Raw genomic sequence first — 18973 nt, 5'->3', positions numbered from 1 at the left:
TGCTAACCCAGCAGGTCTTCGGGGTGAATGGCAAGGACGTCGCAGATACGTTCGGCCAGGATGACGCGAAGGGCTAGGGCAACTTCGCTTTCTTTCGTCCTCGACATGATGGGGAGGCGGTAGAGGACGATTCGGTCGCCAAGGCCGCGCCTACGGTCCCGCGGGAAGGTGCGTGCGAGGACGACGTCGTGCGACTCCCATTCGGCGGGGTCGGAAGGGGGAACGTCCTGGATGCCAAACTCGATCTCAGAGATGGCGGGTTCGCGGGCTGACAGATCAGAAACCGCCAGCACGACCTCCTCGTAAAAGCGTTCCTTTCGGGTGGCCCATACCGGCAGCGCGGGATGGAAACGTGGTCCGCGAGCTCCGCGTCCGTGGCGGTCCCTGCGGCGCACGGGGGCAACCGGGGCGCTGGGACGGGGTATCCCGGATGTCAACGCGGTAAGGCGAAGTCGGTCGGGGCTGCGGTAGGTGTGCTCGGACATGGGTCAAGGCTAGTCCGATCTGACTCGGGTGGGCGGTAGCATAGTTGGGCGTGGCAGCTCAGTTTGATTGGGGCTGCCGATTCTCTAGAGGAGACCAAGTGAGACTTTGCTCGAAGCCCGGCTGCACGCGGGGGTCTGTCGCCACACTGACGTATGACTACCAGGATTCAACCGCGGTTCTCGGTCCTCTAGCCACCCAGGTGGAACCTCATACCTACGACCTGTGTGATGTTCACGCCGAATCACTCACCGTTCCCCGAGGCTGGCAGGTGGTGCGCCTGCAGACTCGTTTCGATCCGGCGCCCCCATCCCCCGACGACCTGCTAGCCCTCGTTGAAGCCATTCGTGATGTGGCTGGTCAGCCGGAGGTCGATGAGGTCCCCGAAATGATGAACGAGCCGGTGCGAATGCGCGGCGAGGACCGCGAAGATAAGTATGCACCCCTGCGCCGTAGGGACCGGTTCACGGTCATCACGGGGCAGGGGTTGGAAGAGTAGTCGCCTAGGCTGTTGCCCCGGAGGCGCGCTGGGCGTCCAGGGCGGCCTGGAGGCTGGCTCCCAGGTCCTCTTTGCGCATCCGTTCGTCGACGTACATTAGCGAGGTGTAGGAGGCGACGAATGGCATCGCCAGGCCCGTGACCAGGCTGGTGAGCAAGGTCAGCAGAAAGACCGAGATAGACCAGGGGATCACGGAGCCTCCCAGAACCACCAGCATCGACAGTGTGCCGCTGAGCAGTCCAACCACGATCGACTGGATGATGCCCATCAGGAGTACGCGCCCAAACATGCGCCAGAAAGCTGCGTGGCTCAGTTTCCACGACCTCGAGATTGCCACCGTTGGAGAGGCACCCTCGACAACCGTTGCTACGGGGGCAAAGTAGAGGCGGATGTTGATCCACACGATGAGGACGATCCCGACGAGGATGAGCAGGGCCATCACCAGGGTGATCATGCCGAAGTTCTCGGTGCCGGAGGCGATTCCCACCACGAGGATTGTGACGGGTAGAGCGATCGTCAGTGCAACCAGGGCCAGAATGATCAGCCACACCAGCAGGGCGGTTCCGATCAGGCGCCAGATGTGAGGCTTCACAGCCTCCCAGGTGGCTCTGAGATCAAGGTTGACCCCCACCACCGCGTTGGTGACTGATAAGACAAGCATGCCGGTGACGAGGACGATGGCAGCGGCACTGATGATCCCGGCTATCCCCTGGACGGACATCCCCGCGAAGACGGGGACCATGGTGTCGAAACCAGCCTCGTACTCATAGGTGACGCCGTCACCGATGGTCAGGTCCTGGACGGGCAGGACTGCGGCGATGAGACCCGAGATGAGACCGAGAACCCCCGAGACACCAAGGGCGACAGTGAACATCACCTTGGGGTTGGAACGGATCGCTGCGAAAGTGCCGTCGAAGAGGTTGCCCAGGGTCAGGGGGTGGAAGGGAATGACCGGGGGCGGTGGGGTTTGCGGGCCACCCCAGCCCTGATTCTGTGGGTCGAAGGGCCAGGGGGCAGTCGGATATGAACTCATTTCCCTATTGTGCCGGACTGTACAGGTGACAGGGGGCCTTGATCATGGGACGATCTGCATATGGCTTCACGGATTCTTGTTGTCGATGACGACGCATCACTCGCAGAGATGATTGGGATTGTTCTGCGCTCTGAGGGATTTGAGGTTTTTGAGTGCTTTGATGGCAGTGGTGCTCAGGCTGCATTTGAAGCCTGTGATCCCCATCTGGTCCTGCTGGATGTCATGCTTCCCGGCCGCAACGGGATTCAGATCTGTGAGGATATCCGGGCGGTCTCAAACGTTCCCATCATCATGCTTACGGCTCGTTCAGATACGGCCGATGTTGTCGCCGGTCTTGAGGCTGGTGCCGATGACTACGTTCCCAAGCCCTTCAAGCCCAAAGAACTGGTGGCGCGGGTGAGGGCGCGTCTGCGCAGCCAGAATGAGGCCGATGAGGAGCAGCTGACGCTCGGCGACCTCACCATCGATGTCTCCAGGCACGAGGTGCGTCGGGGTGAAGAGAGTGTGGCCCTGACACCCCTTGAGTTTGACCTGCTGGTCGCCCTGGCTCGAGCCCCGTGGCGAGTCTTCACTCGCGAAGAGCTACTGGAGCAGGTGTGGGGTTACCGCCACGCGGCCGACACCCGCCTGGTCAACGTGCACGTGCAACGTTTGCGCTCGAAGATTGAGAGGGACGCGGAGAGTCCCTCACTGGTTATTACGGTTCGCGGGGTGGGTTACCGCGCTGGAACAGGGTCTTGAGCGGAACCTCAACTCCGAGGGACACAGGGAGCCAGAACGGTGTGGAGCGGGTGCCCTGGCGTCGTAGATTGCCCCGGTTCCTAAGCGGATCACTTTCGCTCAGAATCTCCGTCACCCTGGCCCTGGTACTAACGATCATCCTGGTGGTCTTCATCTTTGTGGCCACCAACATGCTGCGCGCAGACCTCTTTGGGACGCGCCGGGAGACGATCCTGGCGGATGCTTCAGTCCGGTTTTCTCAAGCACAGAACGCCCTCGACCAGTCGACTGCTGTGACGACCAACCAGGTGCAGGATGCAGTCACCCAGGTTCTGACCACCATCCGCGAGTCAGCCGCAGGTGCGGGTGCCGTCGATGTCCTGCTGATGCGCTCACCCCAGTCGTCCGAGGTCTTCCGCATCAATGAGTACCGCAACCCCGACTATGCCGATGCGATCAACAGTGAGATGCGCACCGGCCTCGCCCACGACATGGGGCTGTGGCAGTCGGTGGCACTGCCAACTGAGACGGGGGTCGTTCCTGGCATCGTGGTGGGGGCACTGATCGACATCCCCACGGCTGGCCCGTACGAGATGTACGTGATCTACTCCCTAGCCCAGGAACAGTCGACACTGGAATCGATCATCAAGGTGCTCACCATCGGGTCGGTCCCCGTCCTCATACTGATGGGAATGGTGTCGTTCATTTTGGTCTACCGCCTGCTGGCCCCGGTGCGAGATGCGGCAGTGGCTGCCCGCGCACTCGCCGCGGGTGACCTGACCAGCCGCGTGCGTGTCGCAGGGCGTGATGAGATGGCGCAGCTGGGAGCCACATTCAACGACATGGCCGAGTCGCTGCAGTCCAAGATCACCGACTACGACACCCTGTCGAAGTTCCAGCAGGGTTTCGTTTCGGACGTCTCCCATGAGCTGCGCACCCCCATGACGACGATTCGCATGGCTGATGAGATCATTTTTGATGACCGAGATGCGCTTCCCCCGGCATCAAAACGTTCCGCCGAGCTCCTCCACGTTGAGGTAAGTCGCTTTGAACAGATGCTCGCCGACCTGCTGGAGATCTCCCGCTACGACGCCCAGTCGGCTAACTTCGATGCGGAAATGACCGACCTGTACTCCCTGGTTGAAAAGGTGGTCAATGCCAACTCTGAGTTGGCCGATCACCTTGGGGTCAAGCTGGTGTTGGGCCCTCGGCCGGAGCGCTGTTCGGTTCCCCTCGACCCGATCCGCATGGAGCGCGTGGTGCGCAACCTGTTGGTCAATGCCTGCGAGTACGCCGATGGCAACCCTGTGGAACTGACCGTGGCCTCGGGAGAAACCTCGGTGGCCTTCCGGGTTCGCGACCGCGGGGTGGGGATGAGCCCCGATACTGTAAAGCGTGTCTTTGACCGCTTCTACCGGGCGAACCCGGCGCGAACACGCACAACCGGGGGGACCGGACTCGGATTGGCTATTTCCCGGGAGGACGTGATTCTGCACAACGGGGTCATCAATGCCTGGGGAGAGCTGGGGAAGGGAAGCTCCTTCGTTGTCACCTTGCCGCGTGTGGCAGGAAGTGCGGTGACGGAGTTTCCCCTGATGGTTTGGGAGGACGAGTGAGAAGAGTTCCCCGCGTGTTCCTGGCGCTTCTGGCCGCCTGTGCCGTGATGCTTCCGGCTGCCTGTTCCGCCATCCCCACCTCGGGAGCCCTGCATGAGTTTGATATCGAGGCCCCGCAGCGCGACCCCATCCACCAGTTTGGTTCCGCTCCACAGCAGGGTTCAACCCCAAGGATTCTGGTCGAGGACTTTCTCCGTGCCTGCGCAGCCGGAATATACGACGACTTCGCTACCGCACGGCTCTACCTGACTCCGGAGGTCGCTTCGACCTGGCAGCCCAACCAGCAGGTCGCAGTCTTCCCTTCTGACTTCACGCCGCGCCCCGAACTGAAGACCGAGGACGATGAGACCGAAGTCGTCCTCGCCCTCACCACCATGGGCACTATTAATGCCAGCGGTGTTCTCAGTGCGACGGCGGGACACGGATCCAGCCAGGCTGAGTTCACCCTGGTGCAGAACGAAGAGGGGGAATGGAGGATCGCAGCTCTTGAGGACGGGCTGATTCTCTCTGAGTCGGCGTTCAACAGTGCCTACCAGTCGGTCAACCTACTCTTTCCCTCCGAGGACCTCTCGGCTCTCTCGCCAGATCCCCGCTGGTATCCGCGCACGAGAATCAGCTCCTACCTGATGCAGGGGCTTCTGGACGGACCAAGCGAAGCGCTGGCGCCGGCGGTCGTCGGGGACCTGGGGGCCGAACTAAAGCTGCCGACAGCCGGGGTTGAGGTTCACGACAGGGTCGCCCAGGTTAACCTCGAGGGGACCCCGCCGAACTCGGAACTGGAACGAAACGCTCTGATCTGGGAAATCCTGTCCACCCTCACACAGATTCCCTCGGTCCAGGACGTTGAAATTCGTATCAACGGGGTGGTGCAGGACGAGTCGAACCTGCCCCGTGGTCCCCGCTACCGTCTGGACCGCCTGGTTGGGGTGGAGGACGGAGCCGTCGTCATGGGTTCCACCGCAACCTCCGGGGTCTACATTCCGGCGGAGACTGCGGGGAAGGACGCGCAGAACCCCACCATCGGACCGGTTGAGAGCAGCTCGGTAGCCTGGGTCAGTCCGGAAACGAACACGCTGTCGATCATGGCCGTGAATGCCTCGGAGCCCCGGAGGTTTGAAATCAAGGGGCCGACAGCCCCCTCGGTTGATCGCTTCGGTACGGTGTGGGTGGCCAGTCCCGAACTGGAGGGTGCTGTGTGGGCTGTCCCTTCCGGGGGTGAGCCCATCCAGGTGCCCATTCCCTTTGACGGCGAAGCCGTGAAGATACGTGTCTCGCCGGACGGGTCGAGGGCACTGCTTCTCACCCGTGGTGCCGGGGGAGCCCAGGTGACGATTGCGACTGTGCATCGCGGGGCTGCTGGGACCGGGCAGGTCACACTTCAAAGCCCGAACACAATTAGCCTCTTCTCACCCGAGGTGGTGGATCTGACCTGGGTGGGGGAGACGACGATTGCAGCGTTGATCCCCGGGTCCCAGGAGGGCTCTGCCCTGCAGCTCTACGGGGTGGGGGGATGGATGCAGGTGATTGCGGCACCACCTGAGATATCGCGGGTAACAGGTGCAGGAATGCTCGGTTCACTGCTGGTGCAGCGCGAGGACGGAACCACCTTTCAGCGGGCCGGTGCGGCTTGGATCGAACTGACGGGGGACGTCCTTCAGGTGTCTTTCGCCGGCTAGTACTCCCCAGGGTGGGGTGGTTGGCACTGTCCACAGCCCTGCCATTTTTACTGGTCCGCCCGGTTTGAGGCGCCAAAAATTGGTGTATGAGTACGATTGGACTGATGCTGAGCAGCATCAAGAACATTCTCTTTCCGGTTCAGTGCCCCGGTTGCGGGCTGTGGGATGTCGAGATCTGCCCGCAGTGTTGGGAGATTGCCAGGGCGGTACCGGTGTCCAGGTTTCATGAGGACGCCGAAGGTCTGCCTGAAACCGAGCTCCTGTGCCTAGGTTCCTATGAGGGCGCACTGCGTTCTCTGATTCTCACAGCCAAACATGATGTCAATCGAGACCTGGGGGACTTCCTCTATGCGGCTGGGGAGACGCTCGGAACCGCGGTTGGAGAGCGGCTCAAGAATGCGCTTGCGGCTCACCCGCGGAACGCGATCTGGGTTGTGCCGGCCCCCTCTTCTCACGCTCGAAGAAGGAGGAGGGCGGAGATTGTCCCCCTGATTGCATCCGGGGTAGCCAATGGACTGGAGCGAAGCATCGGAAGTCCGGTTGATTCCGTACCGGCCGTCGAGCTGCGTCGAGGAATCTCAGGTCAGAGTGGGCGGTCCGCAGGAGCTCGTAGTTCAGGCCGATCCGGTGCGATGCGCCTGGTGTACCAGCCTCCGCATGGGGCCATGATGGTGGTGGTTGATGACGTCGTCACCACGGGGGCCACGATGCGAGCGGTGATGGGGGCACTCGGTCCCGGGGTGGTCCTTACGTCGGCCCTGGCGGCCGCGTGATGGTCTCGGCGGGCAGTCTCTTGGTTTCGCAGATGGTGAACGATTACCAAATTCGGGATTTTCAAAGTGAAAAAGGTCTCAGTGGCCTAGAATGGGGAAACCCTACTCATCCACTCGGTGGATGAAGGGAACCCCGGCTCGTTTGCTTGAAGGAGGGTTGTTCTACTCGAAGCAGGCGTGGAACGCCTGCGGTGCTTATTCATTCCAAAGGCTCCTGGAGGATCCCCATGGACATCGTTGTCACCGGCCGTAACGCCGAAATTCACCCCAGCTTCCGTGACTTTGTTGAGGGCAAACTCGACAAGATCACCCAGTTCTACCCCCGAGCACAGAGAGTGGACGTGGTTGTGACGCATGAGCGCAACCCGCGTCAGGCTGACACCTCGGAGCGAATTGAACTGACGGTGTACGGAAAAGGACCTGTGATTAGGGGTGAGGCCGAATCGGCAGACCGATACTCAGCAGTCGATCTGGCTAGCGCCAAGCTCTTTGAGCGGCTTCGTCGCCTTCGTGATCGCGCGAAGGACCACCGTCGTTTCCAGTTTGACGGTGTGCCAGACATCGATCAGGACGAAACTTTGACCGAGGGCGTGGATGCAGACATGAGGAATGCTGAGGACTGGGTCCTGCGTTCAGCACACGATATGCAACCCGGTGAGGTCCGAGAGGAACAGCTGGGCGACTCCCCGGTCATCGTGCGTCAGAAGGTTCACGAGGCCCCACCGATGAGTGTGGATGAGGCGTTGCACCAGATGGAACTGGTGGGACACCCCTTCTTCCTCTTCGTGGACAAGGACACGATGCAGCCCTGCGTTGCCTACCACCGCAAGGGGTGGACGTACGGCATTCTTCGCCTTAACACCCGCCTCTCCCAGGTGGAGAATGCTTAGGTGTCGCGGCGCTTTGGCGTAGCTTGTGTGGTGGGTCCCATGGCCGCAGGTCTTGGGGCCCACCCCTATGTGCGCGTATGTTACGTAAACTGAAAGGTACGCCGTAGTCCAAGACTTGGAACTGCAGGCCCAACCAAGGAGTCCCCGTGTCGATTATTGACAAGATCCTCAGGGCTGGCGAAGGACGCCAGCTCAAGCGCCTTGACCGCATTGCTGATCAGGTTGATGCCCTGGAAGAGGATTTCAAGAAGCTCTCGGACGAAGAGCTTCAGGGAAAGACCGCTGAATTCAAGCAGCGTCTTGCTGAAGGGGAGACCCTGGACGACCTCCTGGTTGAGGCCTTTGCGACGGTGCGTGAAGCAGCATGGAGGGTTCTGCACCTTCGTCCCTTCCACGTTCAGGTCATGGGGGGCGCTGCCCTTCACGGAGGCAACATCGCAGAGATGAAGACCGGTGAGGGAAAGACGCTGGTGGCCACGATGCCGGCCTACCTGCGTGCCCTCGACGGTAAGGGCGTCCACGTCGTCACGGTGAATGACTACCTGGCTGAGTATCAGTCAGAGATGATGGGACGCGTCTACCGCTTCCTCGGGATGAGTGTCGGTTGTGTCCTGGCGGGCCAGACCCCTGAGGAGCGTCGCAAGGTTTACGACGCGGACATCACCTACGGCACCAACAATGAGTTTGGTTTTGACTACCTGCGCGACAACATGGCCCAGCGCCCCGAAGACATGGTTCAGCGCGGCCACAACTTTGTGATTGTTGATGAGGTCGACTCGATCCTGATTGATGAGGCGCGAACCCCTCTGATCATCTCGGGTCCCGCTGCCGGCGACCTCAACCACTGGTATGTAGAGTTCGCTCGCATTGCCAAGATGCTGCAGCGCGACGTCGACTACGAGGTCGACGAGAAGAAGCGCAATGTCGGTATCCTCGAGGCCGGCATTGAGAAGGTTGAGGACCAGTTGGGGGTGGACAATCTCTATGAGGCCGCGAACACGCCACTGATCGGTTTCCTCAACAACTCCATCAAGGCTAAAGAGCTCTATCACCGCGACGATTCCTACATCGTCAAAGACGGTGAGGTCATGATTGTTGACGAGCACACGGGCCGTGTCCTTTCCGGGCGTCGCTACAACGACGGCATGCACCAGGCCATTGAGGCCAAGGAGCGCGTTGAGATTAAAGCGGAGAATCAGACGCTCGCAACGGTGACCCTGCAGAACTACTTCCGCCTCTATCCCGAGGGGTCCCGAGCCGGCATGACCGGTACCGCAGAGACCGAGGCCGCTGAGTTCGCGTCCACCTACAAGATCGGGGTCATTCCCATCCCGACGAACCGGCCCATGCTTCGCATTGACCAGCCCGACCTCGTCTATCCCACGATGCAGGGCAAGATGAACGCCATCGTCGAGGATATTGTCGGGCGACACAAGAAGGGGCAACCGGTCCTGGTTGGTACCACCTCCGTTGAAAAGTCGGAGTTGGTGGCAGCCCTGCTGAAACAGAGGGGGATTCCGATTGAGGTCCTCAATGCCAAGGAGCATGAGCGTGAGGCTCAGGTTGTTGCCATGGCGGGCCGCAAGGGCGCCGTTACGGTCGCCACGAACATGGCCGGTCGAGGCACGGACATCATGCTCGGTGGCAACGCCGAGTTCATCGCACAGGCCAACCTGAAGAGTCGAGGTCTGGACCCTGAGACCTATCCCGAAGAGTACCGCGAGGCGTGGGCGGAAGCGCTTGAAAGCGCCCGCCGCTCCGTCGCTGAAGAGCATGATGAGGTCGCCGAAGCAGGCGGTCTCTACGTCCTTGGAACCGAACGACATGAGTCGCGCCGTATTGACAACCAGCTGCGTGGTCGTTCCGGACGTCAGGGTGACCCGGGTGAGTCCCGCTTCTACCTGTCGATGGAAGACGACCTGATGCGTCTCTTCAACTCCGGAATGGCTCAGAGGATCATGACCTCCGGCGCCTACCCGGAGGATGCACCGCTTGAGTCCAAGCTGGTCTCGCGTTCAATTGCTTCGGCACAGTCGCAGGTTGAAGCACGTAACTTTGAGATTCGTAAGAACGTCCTCAAGTACGACGATGTCATGACCGGTCAGCGTGAACTGATCTATGAAGAGCGCGCTCGCGTCATGAAGGGTGAGGATCTCACCGAACAGATCGAGCACTTCCAGGGACAGCTGATTGCCGGCATGGTTGCCCAGTACACGGCTGCGGATGACCCGAATGAGTGGGAGCTGGAGTCGCTGTGGACCGAGCTGCGGGGCTACTACCCGGTTGCCGTTTCGATTGAGGATGTTGAGTCTGAGTACGGCGGGAGGGGAAACCTGACCCGTGAGAACATCCAGTTCGAGCTTCGCGGAGATATCAGGGCGGCCCATGAGGCAGCAGTCGAGGCGCTTGATGTGAACCCGGTTGCGATGGCCCAGTTGGGCGAGACTCCGCACGCGGAGCTTGAGCGCCGCGTTGTACTTTCAACCGTCGACAGGCTGTGGAGAGAGCACCTCTACGAGGTTGACTACCTCAAGGAAGGTATTGGGCTTCGCGCCATGGGTCAGCGCGACCCCCTGGTTGAGTACAAGGATGAGGCCTCGAAGATGTTCCAGGCCATGATGGAACGGATTCAGGAAGAGTCGGTTCAGCAGCTGTTTGCCTACCACTACCAGTTCCAGAAGGCGAACGAACAGCGTGAAGAGCTGATTGCCAAGGGGGCTGCCGTTGAGGACGGTTCAGCACCTGAAACTCCTGCGGCTCAGGCTCCGGCAGCTGAGGCTCCCAAGGCCCCAGCTTCTTCTAAGCCTAAGAAATCGCAGCGCGTTGCACAGCGGCCCCTGGCCGCCTCCCCGAAGTCAGTCATGGGCGATGTTGGCCGCCAGGCAGCTTCGAGGCGCCTGACGATGCAGGGACCTAGCGAACAGGGTGGAACAGAAGCAACCACAGCCAGAGGAGCTACGGCCCCGGCAGGTGGAGGTCAGAACCTCAACCGCGCGCAGCGTCGCGCCCAGGCAAAAAAGAAGCGCTAGGGGGAACTCACTGTGTTTCGAACTCGTTGAGTTGCCAGCGGGTTCGAACCATCTTCAGGCGCCCCGCCACGGCTCGGGCGCGGTCCTGATCCCAGATGGTCACCGCGAACTCGACGGAGTCCGGGGCCACGGAGCAGGCCCGGGCCGTCATCGCCAACGCCGGCATGGACCCTCCCTGCCACCTGGTTCGTTGCGACACGGCCCTGATCTGGTTGTAGACCTCGGGGGTCATCCAGCGCTGAATGCTTCGAGCTTCTCTACGTCCGCCCATGACATCGACGATGGCCACGGACAGGTGTTTCGCCCAGTCGGCTGGGTCGGGCATCCCCCGGGGAACAGGGTGCAGGTCCGTGGTGGAACTGCGCTTCACCGAGGGGGAGGCGCCTCCCGAGACGCTGGGGCCAAGACGGGGCCGGCGCCCCGCCGGGGTGGGACCATGCGGACGCCGGATCCCAACCACTCTCTGCTCGGTCTGCTTCATTGCATCCAAGGCTTTCTCCTAACTTAGTTTTGCTTGAAGTCGGCTAGTTCCAGCCTCATTCCGGGTTCTATGTGGTCGGGATCTTCTCCCACAACCTCGCGGTTCACGCGATATATCTCGCGCCACTGCGCGTCAACTGCAAAGTCGTCGGCGTGCGGGCCAAGGAGGTCTGCGGCAATCACCCACAGCGACTCACCTGCGACAACTGTGTGCACATCAGACGAGACTGCCCGATGGGGTTCATCGCGCACTTCCTCAACCCGATCCGGGATGGTCAGGCCCCGGCTTCGAAGGGAGTTCGCCGCAGCCGGAGTGTCTGGGAGCGCCCGCGGCAACTCAACCACCGGGGCCACGACACTGACCTTCTCCTGTGTCTGTCCCTTTACTTCGTCCCCCTCACGGGAGGGTTCGGTCGGTGCAACCTCCACGTCCGCGGGGACGGGAACAGGTGCTGGGGCGAGGGGGAGGGCGACCTCGAGAGGGTGAACCTGCACTATGGGTTGGGTATCGGCCTCCCAGAGGAAGTCCTCCGTAGAGAGTTCGTCCGCGGGGGCGGCCACTGCAACTCCGGAGAAGATTCCCCCGGTGATTACGGTGGCAGCCGCAAGCCCGGCGGCAGTCTGGCGGGCCGATTTGGTACCCCACATGGATACGGCACCGCTGAGAACGACAGCGAGACCACGAGGGAGCACCGAACTGGCAGACAGGAGCGCGAGGGAGGTCCACACCAGTCGCCAGAGGACCACGGCCTCACCCGCCATTCCAACCAGTGCAAGCGGCAGGGCCGAAGGGCCGAGCGCCGTGGCTGCGGGCCCCACCACCACGGAGACAAGAAGGAAAAGTATGACGGCACCGACCAGCTCCCAAAGCCAGTTCAACCAGGCTCTGCGGGTGGCATCATGCCTGCGCCGACTACCTTCCCTGCCTTGCCCGGGTCCCAGCCGAACTGTCTGATGTGTCATCTTGCCCATGGTGACTGCCTCTCCGTTTGTGTCTGTGACGCTCCCTTTCTTACGCGTCTCACCACCGGTGGCGCCGAGGCTACCGAAGCTCCTGTTGACACCTGCCACTTATATAATTTGTGGATAACAAAGTTTCGCGACCATGGGGACGGGCCCATTTTTGTGCATGGCGTCAGTCGGCGTGACCGTGGCACACTTGGAGCTATGCAGCACTACCTAGCACTCACTGCGGCCGAGCTTCTGGCCCAGACTCCTCCCGGCCGTCCGCCCCTCTACGTGCAGAGCGCAGATGTCCCTGATGGGTCCTCATGGGACGAGACATCGGAAGACTGCCGGGACGATGCTGCCGTTCTCTCCCTTGAAATGAGCCGCGAGGAAGGTATGCCTGCCACCCGCCTGGTTATTAGCGGATCACTAGCTTCTGCGGACTCCGTTTTTACCACCTGGGATCAGGTAGACGAGATCTATGCGGATGACAACCCGGGACGTGAACTGTGTGCAAAGCTCTTCGCAACTGCGACCCAGGAGGACGCGGATGCGGTCATGGAGCAACTGTTCGATGAGGAGCTGATGTGGTTCGACATCAGTGAGAGGGTGGAGCTAGGCCACGCCCTCCTGGGTACCGAAGCGGTCGACGAAGTTTGACAGGATCAGGTGGGCGGGGCTGACATCTACCCCCGTCACCCTCTCTTCGACCAGTGCTCTCTCTTTCTTCGGATAGTAGCCGTGGTCAGCAAAAACTTCGATGCGGACCATGATGCCGTCATAATCCAGCTCCGGATGAAACTGGGTCAGGTAGATGTTCTTGCCAATCCGCGCCATCTGTAGCGGGGCCACCTTCCCCGTCACCAGCGGAACCATCCCGGCGGCCGGCTCAATCACAGACTCGTGATGCCCCACATAGGCGCGAAACTCCCGCGGTACTCCCCGCAGCAGGGGATCGCGTCGCCCCTCGGTTGTCAGTGTCAGCTCCGGCGCCCCAATCTCCTCTGAGATCTCGGTGCCCACGGTTCCCCCCAACATCTGGGTCATCACGCCCAGGCCGTAGCAGATCCCCAAAATCGGAAAGTCTCGTTCCATGGCCTCCGCTGTTAGCCGCCGAAGGTTTCGTTCCACATCGAGTTGACGCAGGCTCTTGCTTGACTCGGGTGCCGAGGTGTCGAAGTGTGAACCGCAGAGGATAATGCCATCCCACTGACCCAGGTCAAGATCGGGGAAAGGCTCGCGTTCCAAACGCACATTGATCAGCTCATCTTCACGAAGTCCTGATAGCTTCAGCAGGGCCTCTCGTTCGGAAACCGCCACCTTCTCATAAATCCGTGTGGTCATCATTAGGAAACGTCGTGCCATATCCGCAGTCTAACGGGAGGGGTCCCAGGGGGTGCCAAAGTGGGTTGAGTCGGCATCGGAAGCGATAGTCTCTAACCATGTCACAATCGCGCCGCTACATCGATGACCTCCGCCTCGCCCACGTTCTCGCGGATCAGGCCGACCACCAGAGTCTCGCTCACTTCCACTCCGACGACCTCGTCGTTGAAGAGAAGCCAGACTTTACCCTGGTCTCCGATGCGGATAGGGCCGTCGAAGACCAGATTCGTCTCCAGCTCAGCACCTCTCGCTCAAGGGACTCCGTCCTCGGTGAGGAACGCGGCACAACAGGTTCGTCAAGTCGGCAGTGGATCATCGATCCCATCGATGGCACCAGTAACTTTGTCCGCGGCGTCCCGGTGTGGGCCACCCTGATTGGTTTGGTGGAGGACGGTGAGGTCGTGGTGGGACTGGTCTCAGCTCCCGCGCTGAAGCGACGCTGGTGGGCCGCCAAGGACATGGGGGCCTTCGCGGGAACCTCGCTGATGAGGGCGAAACAGCTTCAAGTTTCCAAGGTTTCCCAGGTTGAAGACGCCTTCTTCTCCTACTCGTCTCTTGAAGGCTGGCTGGCTGCCGGGAGAGGACGCAGCTTTCTGGATTTTCAGCAGCAGTGCTGGCGCACCCGCGCGTTCGGCGACTTCTGGAGCTACATGATGGTCGCCGAGGGCACGGTTGATGTCGCTGCCGAACCAGAACTGGCGCTCTACGACATGGCGGCTCTGGTTCCGATTGTTCAGGAGGCCGGTGGGCGCTTCACCTCCCTGGATGGCGAGGACGGCCCCTGGGGTAGCAACGCGGTGGCGACCAACGGCCTGCTTCATGCGGCGGCGATCAGCGGCCTCGAACCCCGCTAGAAATCGTGGTCAAAAGGACTTGACTCTGTCGTAACGTCAACTGGCAGGCTGAGTGTCATGAGTGAATGGCCAATCAGGGAAGTCGCGAGTTCCACTGGAGTCACCAGTCGAACCTTGCGTCACTACGAGCAGATCGGGATCCTGCACCCCTCGCGTGTCGCCGCCAACGGCTACCGCTTCTACGGGGATGCGGAAGTGGCCCGGCTGTACCGCATCCTCTCCCTCCGGGAGTTGGATCTTCCCCTGGCCACCATTCGTAAAATTCTTGATAACGAAGCCACGCTTACCGAAGCTATTGAGGAGCGCCTAGTGCTGCTTCAGGGGCAGCGTGAACTGACCAACCGCCGGATTGAGGCCGCCCAAGCCGCACTCCGCGCCGTGAAAAGGGGACAGACAATGACTGTTGATGAGATTTTTGCCGGGTTTGACGAAGCCAAGTACGAGGACGAAGTCCGCGAACGGTGGGGTGATAACGCGTGGGAGGGCAGTGTAAAGCGCCGCCAGCAAATGACGAAGGAGGAGCTCCAGGCGGACAACCAGGCCAGCCTGGATATCAACCCGGCTTTGTGCCGAGCCGCAGATTCCGGCCTGGACCCTGCAGGGGAAGAGTTCCAAGGCCTGGTCTCAAAGCACCACGCCTGGGTCATGAAAATGTGGGGTGGTAGGGTTCCCGGCAGCGGTGCCTACCGGGGCCTGGCGGACATGTATGTGGCTGACCAGCGGTTTGCCGCCACCTATGGGGGCCAGAAAAATGCCGAGGTGATCCGGGAGGCAATCGAGATCTGGACCGTCGCCAACCTCGATTAGCTTCCCGCTACCAACCGGTCTGCTGCAGGCCGTTGATGAGCGCCCGGGCTCTGCCGACCAACTCGGACCGGCGCCCGGCCGCAACAGTCATCTCCGGTGCTTCTCCACCCTCAGCGAATGGCCCCTGCTGCGACGCCCACTCATCAAGCGCGCACGAAACCTCCGTGTCAACGTGGGTGCAGTTCGGAAGGCAAAACTCAGTGACCACCGCGAGGTCGGGGAAAACCGCCAGTACATCTTCCACCTCGGTGTGGGCGAGGCCGAATGAGCGAACCCCGGGGGTATCAACCAGCCAGCCGCCCTCGGGAAGCTCGAGGGCTACCGAACTTGTCGAGGTGTGGCGTCCCTTCCCCGTGGCTAGGTTCAGTTCACCAACCGCCCGGTTGATGCCGGGGATGAGGGCGTTGATCAGGGTGGACTTTCCAACCCCCGAGTGGCCGATTAGGACGGAGAACAGGCCCGTGAGGCGCTCTGCCACGGCCTCAACACCATCACCTGTCACCGAGTCAACGGTGACTGTTTCGAGGTCGAAGCCGTTGAACTGAGCGATAAAATCAGCCGGGTCGGCAAGATCGGTTTTGGTCATGCACAGAAGTGCCGGAATGCCGGCTTCCTGTGCGGCCACCAGGGTACGTTCCACCATTCCAGCCCGGGGGGTCGGGTTTGAGGAGGCCGTCACGATGACCATGAGGTCGATGTTGGCGACGATGACCTTTTCTGCGCGGCCATCATCGGCTTCTTCAAGGCTGCGGCGCAACACGTTGGTGCGTTCCTCAACCTGAACGACCCGGGCCAGGGTGTCCTCGCGTCCGGTGAGATCGCCCGTGAGGCGAACCAGGTCGCCGATGACGACCGCACCCCGAGGGATCTCGCGGGCCTTTACCGCGTAGACGCGGGTCCCGTCCTCAAGCGCAACGGTGAAACGACCTCGATCAATGGCGACGATTCGACCCAGGGGGCGACCCGAGTAGTCGGGACGACGTTTTGTCCGGGGACGTGAACCTTTCGTTGCTCGAACCCGCACTCGGGCATCATCGGTTCCCGTGTCGAATCGAGACATCTAGTCAGATCCTTCTATGAGGTTGGGGTCCTTGAAGATCTCCTCCATGGTAAGGGGAAGAGGGGACTTGGTGCCATCAAGCATGGCCTGCCACCTGGTGGTGAACTGGGGGAGAGTCTTGGCGGTGGTACCGATGTTCTCTACCAGACACCCGGGAACGCGCAGGCCCACGATCGCGGCAAACGTGGCCATGCGGTGATCCTCGTAGGTCGCCAGCTGGGCAGCCCGAAGGGGGGCCGGAATGATGTGGATGCCATCGTGAAGGACCCGTGCCTCAGCGCCCAGGCGACGGATTTCAGTGGCCATTGCCGCAAGGCGATCAGTTTCATGACCGCGCAGGTGGGCGATGCCGCGAAGGGTGGAGGGGGACGTGGCAAAAACACACAGTGCGGCCACCGTCGGGGCAAGTTCCCCGTAGGGCCCCAGGTCGAGGTCGACGCCGCTCCAGGTGAGACCGGGAGGTGCGGTCACTGTGAGGCCCTCGGCCGTCATAGCCACGCTCGCACCGAATTTGGGCAGAATCTCTACCCAGTAGCGCCCGACCTGATCGGTCCTGGTCGGCCAGTCACGAACGGTGAGAGAACCCCCTGCCAGCACCGCGGCAGCAAGGAAGGGTCCGGCATTGGCGAGGTCTGGTTCAACCTGGATGGGGTTACCGACAGGCCGCGTGGGGTTGGTGCGCCAGCTCCACGAAGAGGTCTGCTGGATGTTAACGCCCTGGGCCTGCAGCATCTCCAGGCTCATCGCAACGTACGGCCAAGAGGGTAAGCGCCCTTCGGCTCGCAGAACCGTGGGGGTTTCGATCAGCGGGGAGGTTAGTAGCAGTGCGGAGAGGAACTGCGAGGAGCTCGAGGTATCGATGAGAACCTGCCACTCGTCGTCCTCACTGCGCTGGGGTTTTCTCTTTCGAGCGGGAATGCCGGTAATCGACACCGGAAGGTACCCCTTACGCTTTCCATAGCGCACTTTGGCCCCGAGGGCGGAGAGTGAGTCCATCAGTGGGCCGATGGGGCGGGCCTCAGCTGTGGGATCACAGATCAGCTTGGTCTTACCATCGGCGAAGGCCGCCAGGGCAGAACCGAAACGCATCACCGTCCCGGCCTGTCCACAGTCAATTGTGGCGCCGCCTTGGAGGGTCTGGGGAGGCTCAATGACGAGGTCGCCCTCGTCCTCAAACACCAGGGTGGCACCGAGATCAACCATGGCCCGAGCCGCCAGATAGGTGTCCCTCGAGGCGAGACCGCCGCTGATGCGAGTCGGGTTCTGGGCAATGGTGCCGATGACGAAAGCCCGGGAGGTTTGGGACTTGGAACCCGGTAGCACAACGGTTGCGCTGATGGGCCGGGTGGCGGTAGGGGCCGCCCAGAGCCCGGCGGTTCGGCTGTTGGTGGGGGACACAGGACCTCCGCGGTTAGTGAAATGTAGGTCGGGACCCTTACGGGAACCAACTGTGCTTGATTAGCATTGTGGTCAAGGGCGCCGACTTTTGCCACAGCGGCCGCCATTTTGGGCGGCTCAACGTCAGGATTTGGAATGGACAGCGAAGCGCAGGACCCCCTCCGGGAGGGGGTCGAGGACGTGGAGCACAGCTTTGAGAGCGAAGTTCTTCCCCTGCTGGACCAAATGTACGGCTCCGCCCTCGCCCTCACGAGAAACCCCGCCGATGCCGAGGACCTCACGCAGGAGGTTTTCCTGAAGGCGTACTCTGCGTTCGCATCTTTTGAGCAGGGCACGAACGTGCGGGCGTGGCTCTATCGCATCCTTTCAAATACCTTCATCTCCAACTACCGCAAGTCCTCCCGCGACCTGCAGCACATCGGCCAGCCCCTGCCTGAGGACTGGCAGATCGGGGGAGATGCGACGGCCGATTCATCGGGAGCTGACCATGACGGGGGGGCTCTGGGGCGCGCGTTCTCGCCCTCGGCAGAGTCTGAAGCGATGGATCGTCTGGCGCGAGATGAGGCCTACGAGGTTTTGGGGATGCTTCCGGAGGCCCAGCGCACTTCGGTCTACCTTTCCGATGTCATGGGCCTGACCACCAGGGAGATCGCAGACATCATGGAGGTTCCCCAGAACACCGTGCTCAGTCGAGTGCACAGGGGGCGCCGCAGGTTACGAGAGATCGTGACACGACCCGGAGGGCAAATGATCCGGAGTAAAGCGAGTTTGGGAGTGGGTGAGAAGCGTGGCTGAACCGGGCAGGTACGGTTGGGATGGGTTAGACGACGACGAGCGTCTGTTCGTGGTTCCCCTCGGGTTCATCCGGCTCAATGTGGGGGACTGCGCCGCAGAAGCATTCCGCAGTACCCATTTAGATGTGGACGACAACCTGGATCTCAGTACGGACGAGATTGTCAAGGCGCTGCGGGACTGCCTGTGTGTGACACCCCCTCCGAGTCTGCGGGCACGGATTATCTTCACAATCAAACGGCAGCAGATGGGCCCCCACGGGGACTAAGTGGACGCTCAGACTTGCGTTTTTCCTCACAGCGGGGCTTTTCCGTGACTGAAAACTCTGCCAACGACTTATGCAGAGGGCCCCTTGTATGCGATTATTAGCACTGTTGTGCGCCATACGGCACAGACGGAAGGATTAGGACATGAGCAAGCGAGGACGGAAGCGTCGCGATCGCCGCAAGAAGGCAGCGAACCACGGCAAGCGCCCCAACAGCTGAACCTTCGATCTCTTTGAGGTCGATACGGCCCACGGTAACCCGTGGGC

The 18973-nt window shown here is 61.3% G+C and carries 20 protein-coding genes; 13 read left to right on the top strand and 7 right to left on the bottom strand.

The window, feature by feature from the left end; genetic code table 11:
* Positions 1-2: 2 nt before the first annotated feature.
* The gene (locus CS903_RS01535) at positions 3-485 is read right to left on the bottom strand and encodes a metallopeptidase family protein (protein ID WP_242491690.1); all 483 of its coding nucleotides are present in this window, start codon (positions 483-485) and stop codon (positions 3-5) included.
* Between the two features lie 98 nt (positions 486-583).
* Between CS903_RS01535 and CS903_RS01530 the strand changes: the two genes are divergently transcribed.
* A complete protein-coding gene (locus CS903_RS01530) occupies positions 584-982 on the top strand; it encodes a DUF3499 domain-containing protein (RefSeq protein ID WP_099331774.1) in 399 nt (132 codons plus the stop codon).
* 4 nt (positions 983-986) lie between these two features.
* On the opposite strand, the gene CS903_RS01525 is transcribed toward CS903_RS01530, so the two are convergent.
* Positions 987-2015, bottom strand: coding sequence for a glycerophosphoryl diester phosphodiesterase membrane domain-containing protein (locus CS903_RS01525; protein WP_099331773.1), 1029 nt, complete (start codon positions 2013-2015; stop codon positions 987-989).
* Between the two features lie 60 nt (positions 2016-2075).
* On the opposite strand from CS903_RS01525, the gene mtrA reads away from it, so the two are divergent.
* From mtrA to secA, 6 genes are all read left to right on the top strand, one after another.
* Positions 2076-2756 (top strand): MtrAB system response regulator MtrA, encoded by a 681-nt coding sequence (mtrA, locus tag CS903_RS01520; RefSeq protein ID WP_099331772.1) that lies wholly within the window; start codon positions 2076-2078, stop codon positions 2754-2756.
* Positions 2757-2824: 68 nt separating this feature from the next.
* On the top strand, positions 2825-4351 hold the full coding sequence (gene mtrB, locus CS903_RS01515; protein ID WP_242491689.1) for an MtrAB system histidine kinase MtrB: 1527 nt from the start codon (positions 2825-2827) through the stop codon (positions 4349-4351).
* Positions 4348-6027: an LpqB family beta-propeller domain-containing protein gene (locus tag CS903_RS01510; RefSeq protein WP_129587555.1), complete on the top strand. Its 1680-nt coding sequence runs from the start codon at positions 4348-4350 to the stop codon at positions 6025-6027. The genes mtrB and CS903_RS01510 overlap by 4 nt, the downstream gene beginning before the upstream one ends.
* 86 nt (positions 6028-6113) lie before the next feature.
* On the top strand, positions 6114-6800 hold the full coding sequence (locus CS903_RS01505; protein ID WP_099331770.1) for a competence protein ComF: 687 nt from the start codon (positions 6114-6116) through the stop codon (positions 6798-6800).
* A 227-nt stretch (positions 6801-7027) separates the two neighbouring features.
* Positions 7028-7690: a ribosome hibernation-promoting factor, HPF/YfiA family gene (gene hpf / locus CS903_RS01500; protein WP_099331769.1), complete on the top strand. Its 663-nt coding sequence runs from the start codon at positions 7028-7030 to the stop codon at positions 7688-7690.
* A 146-nt stretch (positions 7691-7836) separates the two neighbouring features.
* Positions 7837-10719 (top strand): preprotein translocase subunit SecA, encoded by a 2883-nt coding sequence (gene secA, locus CS903_RS01495; protein WP_099331768.1) that lies wholly within the window; start codon positions 7837-7839, stop codon positions 10717-10719.
* 7 nt (positions 10720-10726) lie between these two features.
* Here the strand turns inward: secA and CS903_RS01490 are convergent, their stop codons facing one another.
* Both CS903_RS01490 and CS903_RS01485 read right to left on the bottom strand, forming a co-directional pair.
* On the bottom strand, positions 10727-11200 hold the full coding sequence (locus tag CS903_RS01490) for an Rv3235 family protein (RefSeq protein ID WP_099331767.1): 474 nt from the start codon (positions 11198-11200) through the stop codon (positions 10727-10729).
* A 23-nt stretch (positions 11201-11223) separates the two neighbouring features.
* On the bottom strand, positions 11224-12162 hold the full coding sequence (locus tag CS903_RS01485) for a LysM peptidoglycan-binding domain-containing protein (RefSeq protein ID WP_164996634.1): 939 nt from the start codon (positions 12160-12162) through the stop codon (positions 11224-11226).
* Positions 12163-12366: 204 nt separating this feature from the next.
* Here CS903_RS01485 and CS903_RS01480 point away from each other — a divergent pair, with 204 nt between their 5' ends.
* Complete coding sequence (locus tag CS903_RS01480; protein WP_099331765.1) at positions 12367-12807, top strand: hypothetical protein; 441 nt, start codon at positions 12367-12369, stop codon at positions 12805-12807.
* Here CS903_RS01480 and CS903_RS01475 read toward each other — a convergent pair.
* Positions 12763-13512, bottom strand: a complete 750-nt coding sequence (locus CS903_RS01475) for a glutamine amidotransferase (RefSeq protein WP_099331764.1) — start codon at positions 13510-13512, stop codon at positions 12763-12765. The genes CS903_RS01480 and CS903_RS01475 overlap by 45 nt on opposite strands.
* Before the next feature lie 77 nt (positions 13513-13589).
* On the opposite strand from CS903_RS01475, the gene CS903_RS01470 reads away from it, so the two are divergent.
* Both CS903_RS01470 and CS903_RS01465 read left to right on the top strand, forming a co-directional pair.
* A complete protein-coding gene (locus CS903_RS01470; protein ID WP_099331763.1) occupies positions 13590-14384 on the top strand; it encodes an inositol monophosphatase family protein in 795 nt (264 codons plus the stop codon).
* 57 nt (positions 14385-14441) lie between these two features.
* A complete protein-coding gene (locus CS903_RS01465; protein WP_099331762.1) occupies positions 14442-15191 on the top strand; it encodes a MerR family transcriptional regulator in 750 nt (249 codons plus the stop codon).
* Positions 15192-15198: 7 nt separating this feature from the next.
* Here the strand turns inward: CS903_RS01465 and rsgA are convergent, their stop codons facing one another.
* Both rsgA and aroA read right to left on the bottom strand, forming a co-directional pair.
* The gene (rsgA, locus tag CS903_RS01460; protein ID WP_099331761.1) at positions 15199-16251 is read right to left on the bottom strand and encodes a ribosome small subunit-dependent GTPase A; all 1053 of its coding nucleotides are present in this window, start codon (positions 16249-16251) and stop codon (positions 15199-15201) included.
* Positions 16252-17649 (bottom strand): 3-phosphoshikimate 1-carboxyvinyltransferase, encoded by a 1398-nt coding sequence (gene aroA / locus CS903_RS01455; RefSeq protein ID WP_099331760.1) that lies wholly within the window; start codon positions 17647-17649, stop codon positions 16252-16254.
* Between the two features lie 135 nt (positions 17650-17784).
* Between aroA and CS903_RS01450 the strand changes: the two genes are divergently transcribed.
* The 3 genes from CS903_RS01450 to CS903_RS09685 all read left to right on the top strand — a co-directional run bounded on the left by CS903_RS01450 (position 17785) and on the right by CS903_RS09685 (position 18926).
* Positions 17785-18444, top strand: coding sequence for a sigma-70 family RNA polymerase sigma factor (locus CS903_RS01450; protein WP_099331759.1), 660 nt, complete (start codon positions 17785-17787; stop codon positions 18442-18444).
* Entirely contained in the window at positions 18437-18709 is a 273-nt protein-coding gene (locus CS903_RS01445) for a hypothetical protein (protein WP_099331758.1), read from the top strand. Before CS903_RS01450 ends, CS903_RS01445 begins: the two co-directional genes overlap by 8 nt.
* 142 nt (positions 18710-18851) lie before the next feature.
* A complete protein-coding gene (locus tag CS903_RS09685) occupies positions 18852-18926 on the top strand; it encodes a 50S ribosomal protein bL37 (RefSeq protein ID WP_099331890.1) in 75 nt (24 codons plus the stop codon).
* The last annotated feature ends 47 nt before the right edge of the window (positions 18927-18973 follow it).

This window comes from Actinomyces minihominis (assembly GCF_900187855.1).
In the GTDB taxonomy this organism is placed as follows: Bacteria; Actinomycetota; Actinomycetes; order Actinomycetales; family Actinomycetaceae; genus Scrofimicrobium; species Scrofimicrobium minihominis.
Note: the sequence above shows the minus strand (reverse complement) of the source record. Positions and strands in the feature narration are given on the sequence as shown.